Source organism: Azospirillum sp. ST 5-10 (assembly GCF_051225715.1).
GTDB lineage: Bacteria > Pseudomonadota > Alphaproteobacteria > Azospirillales > Azospirillaceae > Azospirillum.
In genome coordinates this window covers 1-17,395 of sequence record NZ_JBPJSP010000021.1, presented here as the reverse complement: position 1 = coordinate 17,395, position 17,395 = coordinate 1, and the positions used below count along the sequence as shown (strand labels likewise).

The window sequence follows — 17,395 nt, the reverse complement described above, 5'->3', positions numbered from 1 at the left end:
GCGGGCGGAAGCAGGGGCCGGCAACGATGCAACGGAAGGGCGATATTAATCTTTCTTTCGTGTAATCCCTGAAACATTATCGAAGCACCGTCCGACGCTGACTCCCGCCGATCCCGCGGGCCGTGCCGATGGGCGGCGGTCACCATCGAGTGTCGAAGATGCTGTTTGCCCAGGCGTTGAATGCAGTCGCGGACGAATCGCAGGACCGGTCGACGATGAGCCACGAGACCGAGGAGCAGTACCGCAGCATCTTCGAGAATGCGGTCGAGGGGATCTACCAGACGACGGTGGACGGCCGCTATCTGCGGGTCAACCCGTCGCTGGCGCGGATCTACGGCTACGACGGGCCGGACGAGCTGATGCTCAGCCTGACCGACATCGCCGGACAGCTCTACGTCGACCCCGGCCGCCGCGAGGCCTTCGCCGAGCTGATGGTGCGCCAGGGCATCGTCCAGAACTTCGAGGCGCGCGTCTTCCGCCGCGACGGCTCGATCATCTGGATTTCCGAGAACGCCCGGTGCGTGCGCGGCCCCGACGGCGAGATCCGCTTCTACGAAGGCACGGTCCAGGACATCACCGAGCGCAAGCAGCACGAGGAGAAGATCCGCCTTCTCGCCACCGTCTTCCTGAACGTCGCCGACGGCATCCTCATCGTCGACCCCGAGCTCATGGTGCAGGCGGTCAACCCGGCCTACACGGCCATGACCGCGTTCGAGGTGGACGAGCTGGTGGGCCAGCCGCTGGTGCTGTTCCATCACGGCAGCCACGAACGCGCCTTCATCGAGGAGATCTGGCGGGTCGCCCAGCAGACCGGCCGCTGGCAGGGCGAGATCGCGTCGTTCCGCCGGTCGGGCGAGGAATTCGCCGCCGACGTCACGGTGTCCGCCGTGCGCTCCCCCGGCGGCGCGCTGGAGCACTACGTGCTGACGCTGGCCGACATCAGCCAGCGCAAGTACCAGGAGCACCAGATCCGCTACCAGGCGAGCTTCGACCGCCTGACCGACCTGCCCAACCGCTGGCTGGTCTGCGAACGGCTGGAGGAGGCGCTGCTGCGCGCCCAGCGCAGCCGCACCAAGGTCGCCATCGCCTTCCTCGACCTCAACCGCTTCAAGCAGGTCAACGACACCCTGGGGCACCAGGCCGGCGACGAGCTGCTGAAGATGGTGGGGCGGCGGCTGCGCAACGGCACCCGGGTGGCCGACACGGTGGGACGGCTGGGCGCCGACGAGTTCCTGGTGGTCGCCCCGGACGCCGCCGACCGGGCGGCGGGAGCGCGGCTGGCGGAGAAGATCGTCTATTCCATGGGCGAGCCGTTCACGATCTTCGGGCAGGAGATCTACTGCGGGGCCTCGATCGGCGTCGCCTTCTATCCCGACGACGGGGAGACGGCCGACCAGCTGCTGCGCAACGCCGAGCTGGCGATGCACCATGCCAAGCGCAACCCGGAGCAGCGCTTCGTCGTCTACGACGACGGCATGCGCACGCACAACGGCTACCATCTGACGATGGAGAGCGACCTGCGGCGGGCCATCGCCAACGGCGAGTTCGAGCTGTTCTACCAGCCCAAGATGGACCTGACGCCGCGCCGGCTGATCGGCGCCGAGGCGCTGATCCGCTGGCGCCATCCGGTGCGCGGCCTGGTGTCGCCGGCCGAGTTCATCCCGCTGGCCGAGGACACCGGGCTGATCTGGGAGATCGGCTGCTGGACGCTCTACAGCGCGGCGCGCACCCTGGCGGCGTGGATCGAGCGGGGCCTCGACGTCGGCGTGGTGTCGGTCAACCTGTCCGCCCGGCAGTTCCAGGACGTGCGCCTCGTCGGCTTCGTCCAGTCGGTCATCGAGGCGTCGGGCGTGCCGCCCGACCGGCTGGAGCTGGAGCTCACCGAAGGCGCCATGATCGGCGACATCGAGAAGGCGGTGGCCGTGCTCAACGGCCTGAAGGGCATCGGCGTCAAGCTGTCGATCGACGACTTCGGCACCGGCTACTCCTCGCTGGCCTATCTCAAGCGCTTCCCCATCGACACCTTGAAGATCGACCGCAGCTTCGTGCGCGACATCGTCAAGTCCTCCACCGACCCGGCCATCGTCGGCACCATCGTGAGCCTCGCCGACAGTCTGGGCTTCGCCACCATCGCCGAAGGGGTGGAGACCCAGGAGCAGGCGGACATGCTGTTCCAGCAGCGCTGCACCAGCATCCAGGGCTATCTCGTCAGCCGCCCGCTGGAGCAGGCGGCCTTCGAGTCCTTCGTCGCCCAGGCGGTGGCGTGAGTCGGGCCGGCCGCCGTCAGGCCGCCACCACCCAGTCCGGGAAGTAGGCGTCGGGCGAGACGCCGGCCAGCGTCACCGACGTCGCGCCGTCGACGACGATCACCGCGTTCCCGTCGGCGTCGGCCACCACCTCGATCGCGGCGCCGGAGGCGACGACGATGCGGTCGCCGTCCACCGGGCGGAAGTCGGTCACCGTGACGAAGCCGCCGTCGGCGACGATCCGGTCGGCGCCGTCGCCGGTGACCACCACGTCGGCCCCGCCGCCGCCGTAGAACGTGTCGTCGCCCGCCCCGCCGGACATCCAGTCGATGCCGAGATTGCCGTAGAGCAGGTCGCTCCCGGCCCCGCCGACCAGCTCGTCGTTGCCCTGGCCGCCGAACAGGGTGGAGGCGTCGCCGCCGGCGGCGATGCTGTCGTCGCCGAGCTGGCCGTACAGGACGTCGTGGCCCCACCCGCCTGTCAGCACGTCGTTGCCCTGGCCGCCGAACAGGAAGTCGTCGCCGTCGTCGCCGAACAGCCGGTCGCCGCCCTGGTTGCCGTACAGCGCGTCGGCCCCGTCGCCGCCGTACAGGCTGTCGGCTCCCCCCAGCCCGACGAGGGTGTCGTCGCCGCCGAGCCCGTCGATCCGGTCGCCGCCGGCCCCGCCGGTCCGGTCGTCGGCCAGCGCCGTGGCCGTCCCCGAGACGGCCGGCGGCGGGACCGTCACGGGGGTCGCGTGATCCTCCATCCAGGACGCCATGGACCTGGTCTCGGCGATCACGTCGTAGAAGTCGTCGCGCAGCGAACCGGGCAGCCGGCTGCTGGAGACGTCGCCGAGGTAGCCGGGCGCCGCTTCGATGGCACGGACGACCTGGGCGTGGGTGAGGGTCTGGCCGCCGATATCCCAATATTCGATCACGTTCGCCGGCTGCCGCCAGTCGATGAAGATCGTGTTGTTGGTGGCGTTGGCGTTGGTCATCGCCAAATGGCGGCCATCGATGGTGAAGATGTACGTCGCCGGCGAATAGACGGCGAAGTCGACATACCGGTCGTTCGCGCTGTTACCGGTCTCCATGAAGATGGCGTTCACCCGGCCGAAGGTGCCGGTGTAGGTATCGGCGCCGCTGCCGCCGACCAGGATCGTCTCGCTGGTGGCCGACGCCTGCAGGTAGTCGTCGCCGGGGCCGCCGAACAGCTTCTGGTTCGGCGACGTGCCGATCAGCCGGTCGGCGCCCGCCGTGCCGAAAACGTGGCTGTATGCAACCATCCGCTCCCCCTGTGCGCCTCTCGGTCGTCCGTCGGCGGCAAACGCGCCGTCGCGATCAACCTATTGATGCGACCGGCCGGCCCGGGGCGTCAATGGATTTCCCGGCGGCCGGACCACCGACTCGGTTCGCTCTTAAACCCGCTTTAACACGCCTTGAGAGCGGGACGGCCGGGCTCTTCAGCCCAGGAACAGATCCGGCAGCAGCGGCGCGCCGGGCTGCACCGCGTAGGCGTCGAAATCGGTGACGCCGGCTTCCGTCAGGACCGCGTCGTCGATGAAGAAGTTGCCCGAACAGGTGCGGGCGTCGCGGGTCAGGATGGCGTGGGCGGCGTCGGCGACGATCTCCGGCTTGCGGCAGTTCTCGGGCCGGACCGCGTCCCCCAGCATCGCCAGGGCGGCGGTGGCGATGACGGTGCGCGGCCACAGGGCGTTGACGGCGACGCGGCCGCGGAACTCCGCCGCCAGGCCCAGCGTGCACAGGCTCATGGCGTACTTGGCGATGGTGTAGGCGGTGTGCCCGGCGAACCATTTCGGGTCCAGGTTGGGCGGCGGGGCCAGGGTCAGGATGTGCGGATTCGCCGCCCGCAGGAGATGGGGCAGCGCCGCCTGCGAGCACACGAAGGTGCCGCGGCCGTTGACGCCCATCATCAGGTCCCAGCGCCGGGGCGCGGTGTCGAGCGTGCCGGTCAGGCTGATGGCGCTGGCGTTGTTGACCAGGATGTCGAGGCCGCCGAAGCGCTCGACGGTGCGGGCGACGGCGGCGGCGACCTGCGCCTCGTCGCGGATGTCGCAGGCGACGGCGAGCGCCCGCCCGCCCGCCGCCTCGATCTCCGCGGCGGCGGTGTGGATGGTGCCGGGCAGCTTCGGGTGCGGCTCGCTGCTCTTGGCGGCGACGGCGACGTTGGCGCCGTCGCGGGCGGCGCGCAACGCGATGGCCTTGCCGATGCCGCGGCTGGCCCCGGTGATCAGCAGCGTCTTTCCCGCCAGACCGGCGTCCTGCGTCATGACCGTCCTCCCCGTCCATGGTTCGTGGTTCCGACGATGCTAGGGTATGGACCGCCTGCGGTCCAGCCGCCGGCGGACGCACGCGGGCGGCGAATCCTGTGGTCCCTGCGCGCCGCGCCGGATTAGGATCGGCGGGCGACCACATCGGGGGAACCATGGTGCGCGTGCTGTTCGTTCTCTGGGCGCTGCTGGCGGCGGTCCCGGCGCTGCCCGCGGTGGCGGCCGACCCGGCGCAGACGGTGTTCTACGAAGCCGTTCCGGCCAGCGCCGGCGCCGCCCTCGCCGGCACGCCGTACGGCCGGCGCGCCGCCCTCACGGCGGCCGTGGCGAAGGAGATCGTCCCGCAGGTGCTGCACGCGCTCGGCATCGCCCCCGACGGCGTGTCCACCCGCGCCACCTTCGGCGGCTGGCAACTGCGCACCAACCCGACGCTGACCACCACCCTGCCCGCCTCGGACGAGGAGGCCGAACGGCTGGCCGCGGCGCTCGGCTGGGTGCTGCGCCAGGACAGCGTGCTGGTGGCCGAGATCCCCGACAAGGCCGAGGGCAAGACCTTCTACGCGCTGCTCCGGCTGCCCGACGACACCCTGCACCCCGACGTCGGGCAGTCCTTCTTCGAGCTCGCCGCGGCCATCACCCCCGGCCTCGGCATCGGCTACACCGCGCTCGGCGACACCCTGCTGTTCCTCAACGTCCGCGACGGCGCCGGCAGCCCCTACAGCGGCCTCGACGACAACGCCTTCGCCGCCGCCCTCAAGATGGCGGCCGAGCGGTTCGCCATCGTCAAGCCAAAGCTCTACGACGTCGGCAAGGCGGACGCCCGCTTCGTCGAGAACGACTGGACCGCCGCTCCCGCCGGGGAGGCCTACGCGTCCGTCCTCACCCCCGCCGCCGTCGACGCGCTGCGCCCGCTGCAGGCCCGCGTCGACTCGTTGCTGCGCAGCGCCGCCCAGCCCTGAACGACATCACGGACCCCGCCCGATGCCGATGCCGATCACCCGCCGCCTCGCCTCCGTCCTGCTGGCGGGCGCCCTGGTCCCAGCGTTGCCGGTCGCCGCGACCGCCGGCGACTTCGTCCCGGCGCTCATCTACGCGGTCGGCCAGAAGTTCGACAAGAGCTTCAACGAAGGCGCCTTCCGCGGCGCCGAGGCGTTCACCGCCGAGACCGGCGTGCGGGTGACGGAGGCGCAGCCGCAGGCGGTCGCCCAGTTCGAGCAGACGGTGAACGCCGTGGTCCGGCGCGGCGCCACCGACGTGGTGGTCATCGGCTTCTACTACGCCACGCCGCTGGCGGAGATCGCGGCGCGCCATCCCGGGACGCGGTTCACCATCGTCGACGCCGTGGTCGACGGGCCGAACGTCCAGTCGATCGTCTTCAAGGAGCAGGAAGGGACTTTCCTGGTCGGCATCCTGGCGGCGCTGGCGTCGAAGAGCGGGACCATCGGCTTCGTCGGCGCCCTCGACATCCCGCTGCTGCGCAAGTTCATCGCCGGCTACCAGCAGGGCGCCCGACACGCGCGTCCCGCGACGACGGTCCTGGTGAACTTCGTCGGCACCACGCCGGACGCCTTCAACGACCCGACCACCGGCGCGGAGGTGGCGCGCAGCCAGTTCCAGCGCGGCGCCGACGTGGTGTTCGCCGGAGCCGGCACCTCGAACTTCGGCGTGTTCGCCGCCGCGGCCGAGGCCGGACGCCTCGCCATCGGCGTCGACAGCAACCAGAATCCGCTCTATCCCGGCACCATCCTGACGTCGATGCTCAAGCGCACGGACGAGGCGGTGATCCGGGCGCTGCGCAGCGGGCGCGACGGCACGTGGCGGGCGGGCGTGCAGGCGCTCGGTTTGGCGGAGCGGGCGGTCGACTACGCCGTCGACGACAACAACCGCCCCCTGCTCACGCCGGCCATGGTGACGATGGTGGAGGACGCCCGCGAGGCCATCGTCGCCGGCGGCATCGTCGTCGCCCCGCCGGCCCCGTGAGCCGCCCCCCAGGGGGTCATGCGGTCTCCGCCTGGCGTGGCGCCGCCGCCCGGCCGGCGGCGGACAGCAGCGTCGCCGCGTTGCGCCGGGCGGTGCTGAGATCGGCGCCGGTCAGGACGGCCTTGCTGAGGTCGGCGTCGCGCAGGTCCGTGCCGGTCAGGACGGCCCCCTGCAGGTTGGTCGGCCACATGCGGCTGCCGTCGCCGCGCAGGTCGATCGGCCGCATGCGCGTGCGCCACAGCTTGGCCCCAGCGAGGTTGGCCCCGCGCAGGTTGCAGCCGGACAGGTCGGCGCTGGTGAAGTCGGCCTCCCGGAGGTCGCAGTGGGACAGGTCGGCCATCACCAGCCGGGCGCCGGAGAAGTCGGCGCCGCGCAGGCCGCAGCCGCGCAGGCTCGCCCCGGACAGGAGCTGGTTGGCGAAGCGATAGCCGCGCAGGTCGACCCGCTGCAGCATCAGGCGCTCGCCGGCCCCGCCGGCGCGGTCGATCCACAGCTGGTGTGCGCCGATGCGGTCGGGCAGCGCAGCCGTCGGGCCGGCCAGGCCGGTGCCGTCGATGTCGACCCCCCGCCGCTCCAGCCGGCGCCGCAGCTCCTCGTCGAGCGTCGCCCCGCACAGCAGCGCCCCGGCCAGCGCGGCATCGTCGAGCAGGGCGTCGGCGAGATTGGCGGCGATCAGCACGGCCCCCGACAGGTCGGCGTCACGGAGATCGGCCCCGCCGAGATCGCTGCCGGAGAGGTCGCACTGGCTCATGCGGCAGCCGACCAGGCGCGCCCGGGCCAGGGTGGCGCCGACGAAGGTCGTGCTGCCGTCGCGGTTGCCGGCGGGCCGCTGGTCCGCGCTGTGGGCGATCCGGCCGCGCCGCAGGTCGGCACCGCACAGGTCGGCGTCGGAGAGACAGGCGCCGTCGGCGCGCACGCCGCGCAGATCCGCCCCCATCAGGCGCGCGCCGGTCAGGCGCGCCTTGAACAGGTCGGCACCGAACAGGTCGACGTCCTGCATGTCCGCCCCCACCAGGCGCGATCCCGCCAGGCATGCGCCGGCCAGCTTGGCGCCGCGCAGGGCGATGCGGTTCAGGCCGAGGCGGGACAGGTCGTGGAAGCTGAGATCGGCACGCCGGCCGCGCCCCGCCGGATCGCGCTTGAGCCACTGCTGGTGCAGCACCAGAGCGTCGCGGACCGCCCGCAGGTGCTCCGTATCGTGACTCGACATGCAGCGCTCCGCACCGGCCGCGCGAGGTTCGGCGCGCATCCGGAGGCGGATGGTACAGGAGCGGTCGGCGGAAGGAAAGTTCGCTCACCCGGCGGCGGCGGCCCGCGCCGCGTCACAAGGCCGTGACCGGCCCTGGCCCCGCCCGCCCGCCGGCCGATATGGAAAGGCGCGGCCGCGCGGCCTTCCGCGCCGCGCGGCCGCGCGATCCGAGAAGGAACCGGACATGACCCGACGCACCCTCATCCGCGCCGGTCTCGCCCTTCTGGGCGGCGGCCTGGCGGCCCGGCACTTCGGCTGGGGCACGGCCAACGCCGGCAGCGACCCGTTTCCGGTGACCCGCTCCGAGGCGGACTGGAAGAGGATCCTGACGCCCGCCCAGTACGACGTGCTGCGCGATCACGGCACCGAACCGCCGGGGTCCAGCCCGCTCGACGGCGAGAAGCGGCCGGGCGTCTTCCACTGCGCCGGCTGCGACCATCCCCTGTTCGACTCCGCCGCCAAGTACGACAGCGGCACCGGCTGGCCCAGCTTCTGGCAGCCCCTGCCCGGCGCGGTCGGCACCTCGACCGACTATCTGCTGATCTTCCCCCGCACCGAGGTGCACTGCGCCAACTGCGGCGGCCATCTCGGCCATGTCTTCGACGACGGGCCGCCGCCGACGGGCAAACGCTACTGCATGAACGGCGTGGCCATGCGCTTCGCCCCGGCATCCGCCGCCAAGGCGTCCTGACCCCGCAAGTTGCTGGACCCACGGATCGTGCGTCGCGCGGCTCATACGGAAGGATGGACCCGAATACCCCCGTTTGTCGTGGCGCCTGGATTGCGTCTCATGATAGTTATGGACCGCCCGGAACGAAACATGAAGTGAATCGTTCGCATGCTGTTCTCGGTGGAGTTCCTCGGACCCATCGTGCTGGTGGCCAGCGCCGCCGCCCTCGGCCTGTCGATCGTGATGGACGTCGGGCGGCTGGGCGCCGAGCGGGCTCGCCAGATGTCCCTCAAGCTCGCCGTCGAGAAGAAGCGGGCGGCCGCCCGGGAATGGACCGCACGCGCCAACAGGCATCGCGCCGATCTCGACGCGCTGCGCGAGCGCTACGACGCGAGCGTCGTTCGCCGCCGCCGCGCCCTGGGCGAGATCCGGTCGATCGAATTCGGCCGCATCGAGATGGTCCACGAGATCGAAGGCGACCAGCCCGCGGCGGGCTTCTGGATGCTGCTGACGACGAGTCCGGACTTCGCCGACGTCGCCCGTGAGGACGTCATCTTCTCGCGCCAGATCTGGGATTTCCGCAACGTCGCCCATGTCTGGGCCGAGTCGGCCGACATGGCGGCGCTGCTGGCGGGCGGCGCCTTCCAACCGCGCAGCGGCGTCTATCCGACCCAGCCGGTGCCGCTGACGGCGGCGCTGCAGGCCGGCGGCGGAGCGGCCGGCGGGGGGACGACCGGCGGTGGGGCGGGAGAGGCGTGATGACGATGACCGGCCTGCTCGTCTACTCCGCCTTCAGCCTGATGGTCCTCACCGTCCTCTCCAACCGCTATTGGCGCGGCCACATCGCCCGCTGCCGCAGCGCGGTGCGCCGCCTGCAGGACGAGGTCGAGGCGGCGACCAGGGACCTGCGCGACGCCGCGCAGTCCTGCGGCGAGCTGGCCCAGCGCTTCGCCGAGGCCGAGCAGCGGACCCTCCGCTCCGAACTCGAGGCCGGCCAGGTCGAGGCCGAACTCGAGGCGATGCGCCAAGCGGCGGTCGAGCGCTACTACGTCTTCGACCGTCTCGAGCCGCGGTCCGGCCGGTTCTGGGAGGCGGCGATCCGCCGCAGCGCGGACGGCTCGCCCCGCGGGCACCGCAGGCCGCCGCCGAGCCAATCGTGGAGCGGCGTGCGCCGCTACCTTCTGGTGGCCGACGGCGAGCGCGACGCCCGCGAGCGGGTGACCGCGCGCTTCCAGGCCAAGGCCGGGTTCGACGTGGCCGAGCTGATGCCCTGCCGGCTGGCGGCCCTGGCGGTCAACCGCGCCGGCGACGCGGCGCTGCCCGACACGGTCCGGGTCGCCGCCGGCCGGGGCCGGGGGCGGCGCTCGGCGAGCGACCCGGCCGTCGGCTGAGCGATCGGCGGCCGGCCGGCAGCGCCGGCGCGACAAGGCCGTGCGGCGGCGCTACAATGCCGCAATGGCCGATCCGCTCGCCCTGCTCACCGCTCTCGCCGCGCTCGGCTCCGGGCTGGTGGCCGGGATCTTCTTCGCCTTTTCCACCTTCGTGATGGGCGCGCTGGGGCGGCTGCCGGCGCCGCACGGCATCGCGGCGATGCAGTCCATCAACGTCGTCGTCCTCAATCCCCTCTTCTTCGCCGCCTTCTTCGGCACCGCCCTGCTGTGCGCCGCGCTCGCCGTCGCCGCCCTGGCCGGCGGCGCGTCGCCGCGCCCGCTGCTGCTCGCCGGCGGCGCGCTCTATCTCGTCGGCACCATCCTGGTGACCATCACCTGCAACGTGCCGCTGAACGACCGGCTGGCGCGCGCCGTGCCGGACAGCGCCGAGGGGGCGGCGCTGTGGCGCCTCTACCGCACGCGCTGGACCGCCTGGAACCACGTGCGCACGGCCGCGGCCCTGGCCGCCGCGGCGTGCTTCACCGCCGCCCTGCTCTAAGCCCTTGAATTTGGAGCGGGATTCACCCCCAGGTGATGCCGCCTGGAGCGATCCCGCTCTAACCGTCCAGCCGGCAGTGGCGCATCACCAAGGCCGCCACCGCCGCGGCGTCGTCGAGGGGCAGGACCGGCACCGGCGCGTCGGGGACGTCGCCGTCGCTGGCGATCGCGACGATGGTGGGGTCCTCGCGGGCGATCAGCGGCTTGCCCAGCGCCGGGCGCCACACCTCCAGCTTGGGATGGCGGTCGCGCTTGAAACCCTCGACGATCAGCAGGTCGACCGGCGCCATGCGGGCGATCAGGTCGTCGAGCGTCGGCTCCGGCTCGTCGCGCAGCTCGTGGATCAGCGCCCAGCGCCGCGGCGACCCCACCACCACCTCGGTGGCGCCGGCCAGGCGGTGCCCGTGGCTGTCCTTGCCGGGGTGGTCGATGTCGAAGCCCTTGTGGGCGTGCTTGACGGTGGACACGCGGATGCCGCGGGCCACCAGGAGCGGGAGCAGCCTGACGATCAGGGTCGTCTTGCCGCTGCCGCTCCAGCCGGTGAAGCCGAAGATGGTCCGGGGGCCGGCGGCCGGAACGGGATGGGTCATACGGATCGGACGGTCTTGACGGCTGGGGGGCGGGAGGCGGAGTCGGCCATCATGTGACGGATGCCGACGCGGGTGTAGTCCCACCCGGTCGCCAGGGTCAGGATGGCGGCGGCCCAGAGGCCCAGCGTACCGATCAGGGTCACCGGGACCGCCTGGGGACCATAGTCGCCGACGATGAGAAAGCCCAGGGCCACCATCTGGATCGTCGTCTTCCATTTGGCCAGCCGGGTGACCGGGACACCGACGTTGAGGCCGGCGAGGTACTCGCGCAGCCCCGACACCAGCACTTCGCGCAGCAGGATGACCACGGCGGCCAGCACGGAAATGCCGGTCAGGCGGCCGACCGCCACCAGCATGAAGAGCACCGCCGCCACCAGCAGCTTGTCGGCGATCGGGTCGAGGAACTTGCCGATCACCGACTCCTGCTCCCAGGCGCGGGCGAGGTAGCCGTCGATGTAGTCGGTGATGCAGGCGGCGGCGAACAGGAAGCAGCCGGCCCAGGCGGCCCAGGCTTCCGGCACGTAGAACAGCCCGATCACCGGCGGGATGACGGCGATGCGTGACAGGGTCAGGAGATTGGGCAGACTGGTCAGCATGGGCCTTGGGCTCGAACGCTCGGGCGCGGTTCCACTGCCCCGGATGTGGGGCGGCGCCGGATCGCCGCCATACTAACCATCCGGGTGGAAATGATCGTAGATCTTTTTCGCCACCGTCCGGCTGATTCCCTCGACGGCCTCCAGGTCCGCCAGCCCGGCGCGGGCGACGGCGCGGCCGCTGCCGAAATGGTGCAGCAGCGCCTTCTTGCGCGCCGGCCCGATGCCGGCGACCTCGTCCAGCGGCGACGCGCCGATGGCCTTGGCGCGGCGGGCGCGGTGGGTGCCGATGGCGAAGCGGTGGGCCTCGTCGCGCAGGCGCTGGAGGAAGTAGAGCACGGGGTCGCGCGGCTCCATCTGGAACGGCGCGCGCCCGTCCATGAAGAAACGCTCGCGCCCGGCGTCGCGATCCGGGCCCTTGGCGATGGCGACCAGCGCCACGTCGTCGATGCCGAGGTCGGCGAACACCTCGCGGGCGACGTTGAGCTGCCCCAGGCCGCCGTCGATCAGCACGAGGTCGGGCCAGGTGCCGCGGGCCCGGTCGGGGTCCTCCTTGAGCGCCCGGCCGAAGCGCCGGCGCAGCACCTCGCGCATCATGGCGTAGTCGTCGCCGGCCGCGTCCTCGTCGCGGATGTTGAACTTGCGGTAGGCGTTCTTCACGAAGCCCTCGGGCCCGGCGACGATCATGGCGCCGATGGAGAAGGCGCCCTGCACGTGGCTGTTGTCGTACACCTCGACCCGCTGGGGCGGCCCGTCCAGGCCGAACGCCTCGGCGACGCCATCGAGCAGGCGGGCCTGCGACGCGCTCTCGGCGAGACGCCGGCCGTGCGCCTCCCGGGCGTTGGTCAGGGCGTGCTCGACGATGCGGCGCTTATCGCCGCGCTTGGGCACCGCCAGCTCCACCCGGTGGCCGGCGCGCACCGCCAGCGCCTCGGTCAGCAGCTCCATCTCGCTCAGGGAGTCGCTGAGCAGCACCAGCTCCGGCGCCGCCTTGTTCTCGTAGAACTGGGCGACGAACGAGGCCAGCACCTCCTCCAGCTCCGCCGCCTTGTCGTGGCTGGGGAAGTAGGCGCGGTTGCCGTAGTTGCGGCCGCCGCGGAAGAAGAACACCTGGACGCAGGTGGCGCCGCCGTCGCTGTAGGCGGCGATCACGTCGGCGTCCTCCACCACCCCCTCCAGGTTGATGTCCTGATGGGCCTGGATGGCCGTCAGGGCACGGATGCGGTCGCGGTACTGGGCGGCGGTCTCGAAGTTGAGGGCCTCGGCGGCGGCGGCCATGGCGCGTGCCATCTCGCCCTGGATGTCGCGGCTCTTGCCGGAGAGGAAGGCCCGGGCCTGGTCGACCTGCGCCTGGTAGTCGGCCGGACTGACGCGCCCGACGCAGGGCGCGGTGCAGCGCTTGATCTGGTACTGCAGGCAGGGCCGGGTGCGGCTCTCGAACACCGTGTCGGCGCAGTTGCGCAGCATGAAGGCGCGCTGCAGCGCGGTGATGGTGCGGGTCACCGCGGCACCGGAGGCGAACGGGCCGAAGTACCAGGCGTCCTGGCCGCGGCTGCCGCGGTGCTTGAGCAGCTGCGGATAGTCGCCGCCCTTGGTGATCATGATGTAGGGAAACGACTTGTCGTCCCGCAACAGGACGTTGTAACGCGGCATCAGCCGCTTGATCAGGTTCGATTCCAGCAGCAGCGCCTCGACCTCGGTGTGGGTCGTGACGAACTCCATGGTCTCGGTCTCGGCGACCATGCGCTGCAGGCGCACCGGCAGCCGGTTGACCTGGGTGTAGTTGAAGACCCGCCGCTTCAGGTTCTTGGCCTTGCCGACGTACAGCACCGCGCCGTCGCCGGCGAGCATGCGGTAGACGCCGGGGGTGGCGGGCAGCGTCTTCAGGTGGTTCCTGATGACCTCGACGCCGCGCCCGAGATCGGCACCGCGCCGGCGCGGGCGGGCCGGTGCACCGCCGGCCGCGGGCTGTCCGCCCGGCTCCGTAGGGGATTCTGACATCACCAGAATGTCGGCAACCGACGCGGCACGATCAAGCTTCTCCCCACCCATAGCGTTAACACCTTCGACTCAGCTCGTCCGGGACTATCCACGATTTCTGTGGATAAGTCTGTCGATAAGGGGAAACTAACCCCATTTCGGCCAAGGCGCCTCAAGGGGTTCATGACATCTGCTCAAATTATGGGCAAACGCATTAAGTGTTTGTTTTTAAAGCCAAAACACGTTGTCAAGACGCTTCGGGATGGCTGTGACACGAATTTGTCACCGTGTGAATTTCGCCTCTTGCACCGGGCCGTCCACCTGTGTAAAAGGCCGGCATTCCCCGATTCGGTGATGGCCGCTTTCGTTAAAATGCGGCCGGAGTCCGTGCGCCGCCGCCGCCGGTCCGAATGCCTACTCGATAGGCACGAATCCCCGTCCCGGCTGCGCCCAGCCCAGGTGCTCACCGCCGTCGAGAGCCAGCATCTGGCCGGTCACCGCCGGCGCGTCGATCAGGTAGCGCACGGCGGCGCAGATCTCTTCAGGCGTCGTCGCGCGCCGCAGCGGCACGCTCTCCCATTGCGCGCGGAAGTGATCCTCCGACTGGCGGTCGTTGCGCAGCGTCGGGCCGGGGCCGATGGCGTTGACGCGCACCCGCGGCGCCAGCGCCATGGCGAGCGTCTGCGTCAGCGTCCACAGACCGGCCCGCGACAGCGTGTAGGAGACGAAGTGCGGCGTCAGGTTCCACACGCGTTGGTCGAGCATGTTGATGACCAGGCCGTGTTCGTGCTGCGGGAGCTGGCCGACGAACGCCTGCGTCAGCACGAAGGGCGCGCGCAGGTTGGTCTCCATGTGGCGGTCCCACGAGGCGCGGGTGACCGTGCTCGCCTCGTCCCGCTCGAAGCACGACGCGTTGTTGACGAGCAGCGTCAGCGGTCCCAGCCGCTCGGTCGCCTCGGGGACCAGGTCGTCGGTGCTTTCCTCGTGCGCCAGATTGGCCTGCAGGGCCGCCGCCCGGCCGCCCTTGCGGACGATCTCCTGGACCACCGAATCGGCGTCTCCGCTGGAGCGGAAGAAGTGGACCCCGACCGCCCAGCCGTGCGCCGCGAGGTCGAGCGCGATGGCCCGCCCGATGCGCTTTCCTGCGCCCGTGACGAGGGCGGCTTTTCGCTTGATCTCCACCATGGCGCCATAGGTACTGTCCGGCCAGCGCCGGTCAAGAGGAACGAGGGAGGGGAGCGGCCCGGCCCATGCTGCGCGAACTCTGGGACTACCTGGCGACCCCGGCGAGCGCGCAGGCGCGGGCGTTCGGCTACCTGTCGGAGGCGGTGGCGCTGGCGGCCCGCCACCGCCGCCAGCACCGCGCCTGGACCCCGCACGTCGCCGCCGCCCGCCGATTCGTCGCCGACTCGGCAGCCCTCGCCCCGGCCGGCGGACGCGCCCTGGTCGCCGGCTCCGGCCTGCTGATCGAGCTGCCGCTGGGCGAGCTGGCGGCGCGCTTCGAGGAGGTGGTGCTGGTCGATCTCGTGCACCTGCACCCGGTGCGGCGGGCGGTGCGGCGCTGGCCCAACGTCCGGCTGGCGACGCTCGACGTGACCGGCACGCTGGCCGCCCTGCGCGACGCGCTCCGGACCGGGGCGCCGCTGCCGACGCCCGGCGACGGGCCGTTCCTCGACCGCCCCTTCGACTACGCCGTCTCCTGCAATCTGCTGTCGCAGATCCCGTTGCTGCCGCGCGACGCCCTCGGACGCCGCCGCGACGCCGACGCCTTCGCCCGGTCGCTGGCCGCCGCCCACGTGGCGTGGCTGCGACGCGTCGCCGCGGTGGCCGGCCTGTTCAGCGACACCGAGAGCCTGTGGCTGCGGGACGGGACGGTGGTCGCGCGCGAGGAGTCCCTGTGGGGCGTCCCCCTGCCGCCGCCCGACCGGCATTGGACCTGGGACATCGCCCCGGCCCCGGAGGAGGACCGGGTCCTGGACCTGCGCCACACCGTCGGCGGCTGGCTCGATCTCAACCGCCGGCCGGCGCCGGACGATCGCTTCGCGTGCGAACGCCTCGATTGATCTCACAACGCCATTGACACCCCTCCGTTGCATCGGGCAGGCCGAGATTGCGGAATTGTTCCGCCCCTCCGCGTCGGAGGGTTCAGCCTTGGAGCCGCAGGATGGCCATTCCGGTTGTTGAAAGCGACCTTGCGACCAGCACCTACATCGCCCTGACGGGCAAGACGGGCGACGCCACGATCGACACCCTGCTCGAAGGGACGAAGTGGAAGATCTCCGCCCTCACCTACCAGTTCCCCACCGCCTCGGCCGACTGGTCCGGCTACAACGCCGGCGATCCGGCGGCCAACCATCCCTACAACGGCTTCGTGCAGCTCACCGCCGACCAGCAGGCGGCGGTCCAGAAGGCCCTGCAGGCCTGGGCCGACGTCGCCAACCTGACGCTGACCCAGGCGCCGTCCGCCGCGTCCACCGCCAACCTGCGCTTCTCCGGTTCCAACACGCCGCAGACCGCCGAGGCGGCCCTGCCCTCGCTGGGCGACCAGTCCAGCGGCGACTGCTGGTTCGGCCCGAACGACTACACCACCGCCCAGTGGCCGGAACACGGCGAGCCCTACTGGGGCGCCGTCCATGAGATCGGCCACACGCTCGGCCTCAAGCACCCGCACCAGGACGCCTCCGACCTCGCCCTCGGCGGCGGCACCCTGCCGGCCGATCAGGACAGCATGGAGCTGTCGGTGATGAGCTACCGCTCCTACGCCGGCGCCGACCCCAGCACCGGCCTGACCATCGCCGACGGCTCCTACCCGACCACGCCGATGATCAACGACATCGCCGCCATCCAGTGGATGTACGGCGCCAACTACGGCCACAACAGCGGCGACACGGTCTACGCCTTCACGCCGGGCTCGGGAAAGATCTTCGAGACGGTGTGGGACGGCGGCGGCATCGACACCTACGATCTCTCCGCCTATTCCGACAACCTCGTCGTCAACCTCGCCCCGGGCGCCTGGAGCACCTTCTCCACCAGCCAGCTCGCCGATCTCGGCGAGGGCCACGTGGCCCGCGGCAGCGTCGCCAATGCCCGCCTCTTCAACGGCGACACGCGCTCCCTGATCGAGAACGCCAACGGCGGCTCGGGCAACGACGCGGTCACCGGCAACGAGGGCGGGAACACCCTGTACGGCAACGCCGGCACCGACACCCTGTCGGGTGCGGCGGGCGACGACGCGCTCTACGGCAACTTCGGAAGCGACGCCCTCTACGGAAATCTCGGCACCGACACGCTGTTCGGCGGCCAGGGGGACGACTTCGTCTTCGGCGGCGCCGACGGCGACGTGCTGTACGGCCAGCTCGCCGTCGACGCGGTCTACGGCGGCGTCGGCAACGACACGCTGTTCGGCGGCCAGGGCGGCGACACGCTGCTGGGCGACGACGGCGACGACCGCCTGTACGGCAACCGCGGCGACGACGTGATGACCGGCGGCGCCGGCGCCGACCTCTTCGTCTGCACCGGCGAGAGCGGCACCGACACCGTCACCGACTTCAACGCCGCCGAGGGCGACCGCATCCAGATCGCCGTCGGCACCGCCTACACCACGGCCGACGTGGCGGGCTCCCTGGTGATCGGCCTGGGCGGCGGCCATTCGGTGACCCTGCTCGGGCTGAGCACCGCCCAGTTCTCCGACGGCTGGCTGTCCTACGCCTGATCCGGCAGCCCGCTCCTCCCCCGGCCGGGGGAGGAGCGGGCGCGTCCCGCGGCTCCCGGATGAGCGAACCGACCACCCGGGAAGCGCATCAGACCTTGAGGATGCCTTTGCCGGCGAAGCGGGCGGCGGCGCCGAGCTGCTCCTCGATGCGGATGAGCTGGTTGTACTTGGCGAG

Annotated in this window: 17 protein-coding genes; 9 read left to right on the top strand and 8 right to left on the bottom strand. The window is 71.4% G+C overall.

Features of this window, described 5'->3' with window-relative positions; translation table 11 throughout:
• Positions 1 to 215: 215 nt before the first annotated feature.
• Positions 216 to 2,267, top strand: coding sequence for a putative bifunctional diguanylate cyclase/phosphodiesterase (locus ACSBPG_RS21045; RefSeq protein WP_435539173.1), 2,052 nt, complete (start codon positions 216 to 218; stop codon positions 2,265 to 2,267).
• 16 nt (positions 2,268 to 2,283) lie between these two features.
• Here the strand turns inward: ACSBPG_RS21045 and ACSBPG_RS21040 are convergent, their stop codons facing one another.
• Together ACSBPG_RS21040 and ACSBPG_RS21035 are read right to left on the bottom strand one after the other, a co-directional pair.
• Positions 2,284 to 3,513 (bottom strand): calcium-binding protein, encoded by a 1,230-nt coding sequence (locus ACSBPG_RS21040; RefSeq protein ID WP_435539172.1) that lies wholly within the window; start codon positions 3,511 to 3,513, stop codon positions 2,284 to 2,286.
• A gap of 177 nt (positions 3,514 to 3,690) precedes the next feature.
• Positions 3,691 to 4,518, bottom strand: a complete 828-nt coding sequence (locus tag ACSBPG_RS21035) for an SDR family oxidoreductase (protein ID WP_435539171.1) — start codon at positions 4,516 to 4,518, stop codon at positions 3,691 to 3,693.
• Between the two features lie 155 nt (positions 4,519 to 4,673).
• On the opposite strand from ACSBPG_RS21035, the gene ACSBPG_RS21030 reads away from it, so the two are divergent.
• A complete protein-coding gene (locus ACSBPG_RS21030) occupies positions 4,674 to 5,477 on the top strand; it encodes a hypothetical protein (protein ID WP_435539170.1) in 804 nt (267 codons plus the stop codon).
• 22 nt (positions 5,478 to 5,499) lie between these two features.
• Entirely contained in the window at positions 5,500 to 6,498 is a 999-nt protein-coding gene (locus ACSBPG_RS21025) for a BMP family lipoprotein (protein ID WP_435539169.1), read from the top strand.
• 16 nt (positions 6,499 to 6,514) lie between these two features.
• On the opposite strand, the gene ACSBPG_RS21020 is transcribed toward ACSBPG_RS21025, so the two are convergent.
• Positions 6,515 to 7,708 (bottom strand): pentapeptide repeat-containing protein, encoded by a 1,194-nt coding sequence (locus tag ACSBPG_RS21020; RefSeq protein WP_435539168.1) that lies wholly within the window; start codon positions 7,706 to 7,708, stop codon positions 6,515 to 6,517.
• A gap of 223 nt (positions 7,709 to 7,931) precedes the next feature.
• Here ACSBPG_RS21020 and msrB point away from each other — a divergent pair, with 223 nt between their 5' ends.
• The 4 genes from msrB (at position 7,932) to ACSBPG_RS21000 (ending at position 10,346) form a co-directional block, all read left to right on the top strand.
• Positions 7,932 to 8,438, top strand: coding sequence for a peptide-methionine (R)-S-oxide reductase MsrB (msrB, locus tag ACSBPG_RS21015; protein WP_435539167.1), 507 nt, complete (start codon positions 7,932 to 7,934; stop codon positions 8,436 to 8,438).
• Between the two features lie 147 nt (positions 8,439 to 8,585).
• Positions 8,586 to 9,176 (top strand): hypothetical protein, encoded by a 591-nt coding sequence (locus tag ACSBPG_RS21010; protein WP_435539166.1) that lies wholly within the window; start codon positions 8,586 to 8,588, stop codon positions 9,174 to 9,176.
• Positions 9,176 to 9,808: a hypothetical protein gene (locus ACSBPG_RS21005; protein WP_435539165.1), complete on the top strand. Its 633-nt coding sequence runs from the start codon at positions 9,176 to 9,178 to the stop codon at positions 9,806 to 9,808. Before ACSBPG_RS21010 ends, ACSBPG_RS21005 begins: the two co-directional genes overlap by 1 nt.
• 64 nt (positions 9,809 to 9,872) lie before the next feature.
• Positions 9,873 to 10,346, top strand: a complete 474-nt coding sequence (locus ACSBPG_RS21000; RefSeq protein ID WP_435539164.1) for a DUF1772 domain-containing protein — start codon at positions 9,873 to 9,875, stop codon at positions 10,344 to 10,346.
• Positions 10,347 to 10,404: 58 nt separating this feature from the next.
• Here the strand turns inward: ACSBPG_RS21000 and mobB are convergent, their stop codons facing one another.
• The 4 genes from mobB to ACSBPG_RS20980 form a co-directional block, all read right to left on the bottom strand.
• Complete coding sequence (gene mobB / locus ACSBPG_RS20995; RefSeq protein WP_435539163.1) at positions 10,405 to 10,935, bottom strand: molybdopterin-guanine dinucleotide biosynthesis protein B; 531 nt, start codon at positions 10,933 to 10,935, stop codon at positions 10,405 to 10,407.
• Positions 10,932 to 11,531, bottom strand: a complete 600-nt coding sequence (gene pgsA / locus ACSBPG_RS20990) for a CDP-diacylglycerol--glycerol-3-phosphate 3-phosphatidyltransferase (protein WP_435539162.1) — start codon at positions 11,529 to 11,531, stop codon at positions 10,932 to 10,934. Before pgsA ends, mobB begins: the two co-directional genes overlap by 4 nt.
• Positions 11,532 to 11,603: 72 nt before the next feature.
• Positions 11,604 to 13,529, bottom strand: a complete 1,926-nt coding sequence (gene uvrC, locus ACSBPG_RS20985; protein ID WP_435539161.1) for an excinuclease ABC subunit UvrC — start codon at positions 13,527 to 13,529, stop codon at positions 11,604 to 11,606.
• Between the two features lie 393 nt (positions 13,530 to 13,922).
• Positions 13,923 to 14,693 (bottom strand): SDR family oxidoreductase, encoded by a 771-nt coding sequence (locus tag ACSBPG_RS20980; RefSeq protein WP_435539160.1) that lies wholly within the window; start codon positions 14,691 to 14,693, stop codon positions 13,923 to 13,925.
• A 65-nt stretch (positions 14,694 to 14,758) separates the two neighbouring features.
• Here ACSBPG_RS20980 and ACSBPG_RS20975 point away from each other — a divergent pair, with 65 nt between their 5' ends.
• The gene (locus tag ACSBPG_RS20975; RefSeq protein ID WP_435539159.1) at positions 14,759 to 15,571 is read left to right on the top strand and encodes a hypothetical protein; all 813 of its coding nucleotides are present in this window, start codon (positions 14,759 to 14,761) and stop codon (positions 15,569 to 15,571) included.
• Positions 15,572 to 15,672: 101 nt separating this feature from the next.
• Positions 15,673 to 17,220, top strand: a complete 1,548-nt coding sequence (locus ACSBPG_RS20970) for a M10 family metallopeptidase C-terminal domain-containing protein (RefSeq protein ID WP_435539158.1) — start codon at positions 15,673 to 15,675, stop codon at positions 17,218 to 17,220.
• 88 nt (positions 17,221 to 17,308) lie between these two features.
• Here ACSBPG_RS20970 and ACSBPG_RS20965 read toward each other — a convergent pair.
• A partial coding sequence (locus ACSBPG_RS20965) for a hypothetical protein (RefSeq protein ID WP_435539278.1) occupies positions 17,309 to 17,395 on the bottom strand: 87 nt, incomplete at its 5' end.

Excerpts from the sequence above, each read along its gene's own strand:
- ACSBPG_RS21040 (WP_435539172.1), bottom strand. The coding sequence starts at position 3,513 with ATGGTTGCATACAGCCACGTTTTCGGCACGGCGGGCGCCGACCGGCTG.
- ACSBPG_RS21005 (WP_435539165.1), top strand. The coding sequence starts at position 9,176 with ATGACGATGACCGGCCTGCTCGTCTACTCCGCCTTCAGCCTGATGGTC.
- pgsA (WP_435539162.1), bottom strand. The coding sequence starts at position 11,531 with ATGCTGACCAGTCTGCCCAATCTCCTGACCCTGTCACGCATCGCCGTC.
- ACSBPG_RS21000 (WP_435539164.1), top strand. The coding sequence starts at position 9,873 with ATGGCCGATCCGCTCGCCCTGCTCACCGCTCTCGCCGCGCTCGGCTCC.
- ACSBPG_RS20980 (WP_435539160.1), bottom strand. The coding sequence starts at position 14,693 with ATGGTGGAGATCAAGCGAAAAGCCGCCCTCGTCACGGGCGCAGGAAAG.
- ACSBPG_RS21025 (WP_435539169.1), top strand. The coding sequence starts at position 5,500 with ATGCCGATGCCGATCACCCGCCGCCTCGCCTCCGTCCTGCTGGCGGGC.
- uvrC (WP_435539161.1), bottom strand. The coding sequence starts at position 13,529 with ATGTCAGAATCCCCTACGGAGCCGGGCGGACAGCCCGCGGCCGGCGGT.
- ACSBPG_RS21030 (WP_435539170.1), top strand. The coding sequence starts at position 4,674 with ATGGTGCGCGTGCTGTTCGTTCTCTGGGCGCTGCTGGCGGCGGTCCCG.
- msrB (WP_435539167.1), top strand. The coding sequence starts at position 7,932 with ATGACCCGACGCACCCTCATCCGCGCCGGTCTCGCCCTTCTGGGCGGC.
- ACSBPG_RS21020 (WP_435539168.1), bottom strand. The coding sequence starts at position 7,708 with ATGTCGAGTCACGATACGGAGCACCTGCGGGCGGTCCGCGACGCTCTG.
- ACSBPG_RS21035 (WP_435539171.1), bottom strand. The coding sequence starts at position 4,518 with ATGACGCAGGACGCCGGTCTGGCGGGAAAGACGCTGCTGATCACCGGG.
- ACSBPG_RS21045 (WP_435539173.1), top strand. The coding sequence starts at position 216 with ATGAGCCACGAGACCGAGGAGCAGTACCGCAGCATCTTCGAGAATGCG.
- ACSBPG_RS21010 (WP_435539166.1), top strand. The coding sequence starts at position 8,586 with ATGCTGTTCTCGGTGGAGTTCCTCGGACCCATCGTGCTGGTGGCCAGC.
- mobB (WP_435539163.1), bottom strand. The coding sequence starts at position 10,935 with ATGACCCATCCCGTTCCGGCCGCCGGCCCCCGGACCATCTTCGGCTTC.
- ACSBPG_RS20970 (WP_435539158.1), top strand. The coding sequence starts at position 15,673 with ATGGCCATTCCGGTTGTTGAAAGCGACCTTGCGACCAGCACCTACATC.
- ACSBPG_RS20975 (WP_435539159.1), top strand. The coding sequence starts at position 14,759 with ATGCTGCGCGAACTCTGGGACTACCTGGCGACCCCGGCGAGCGCGCAG.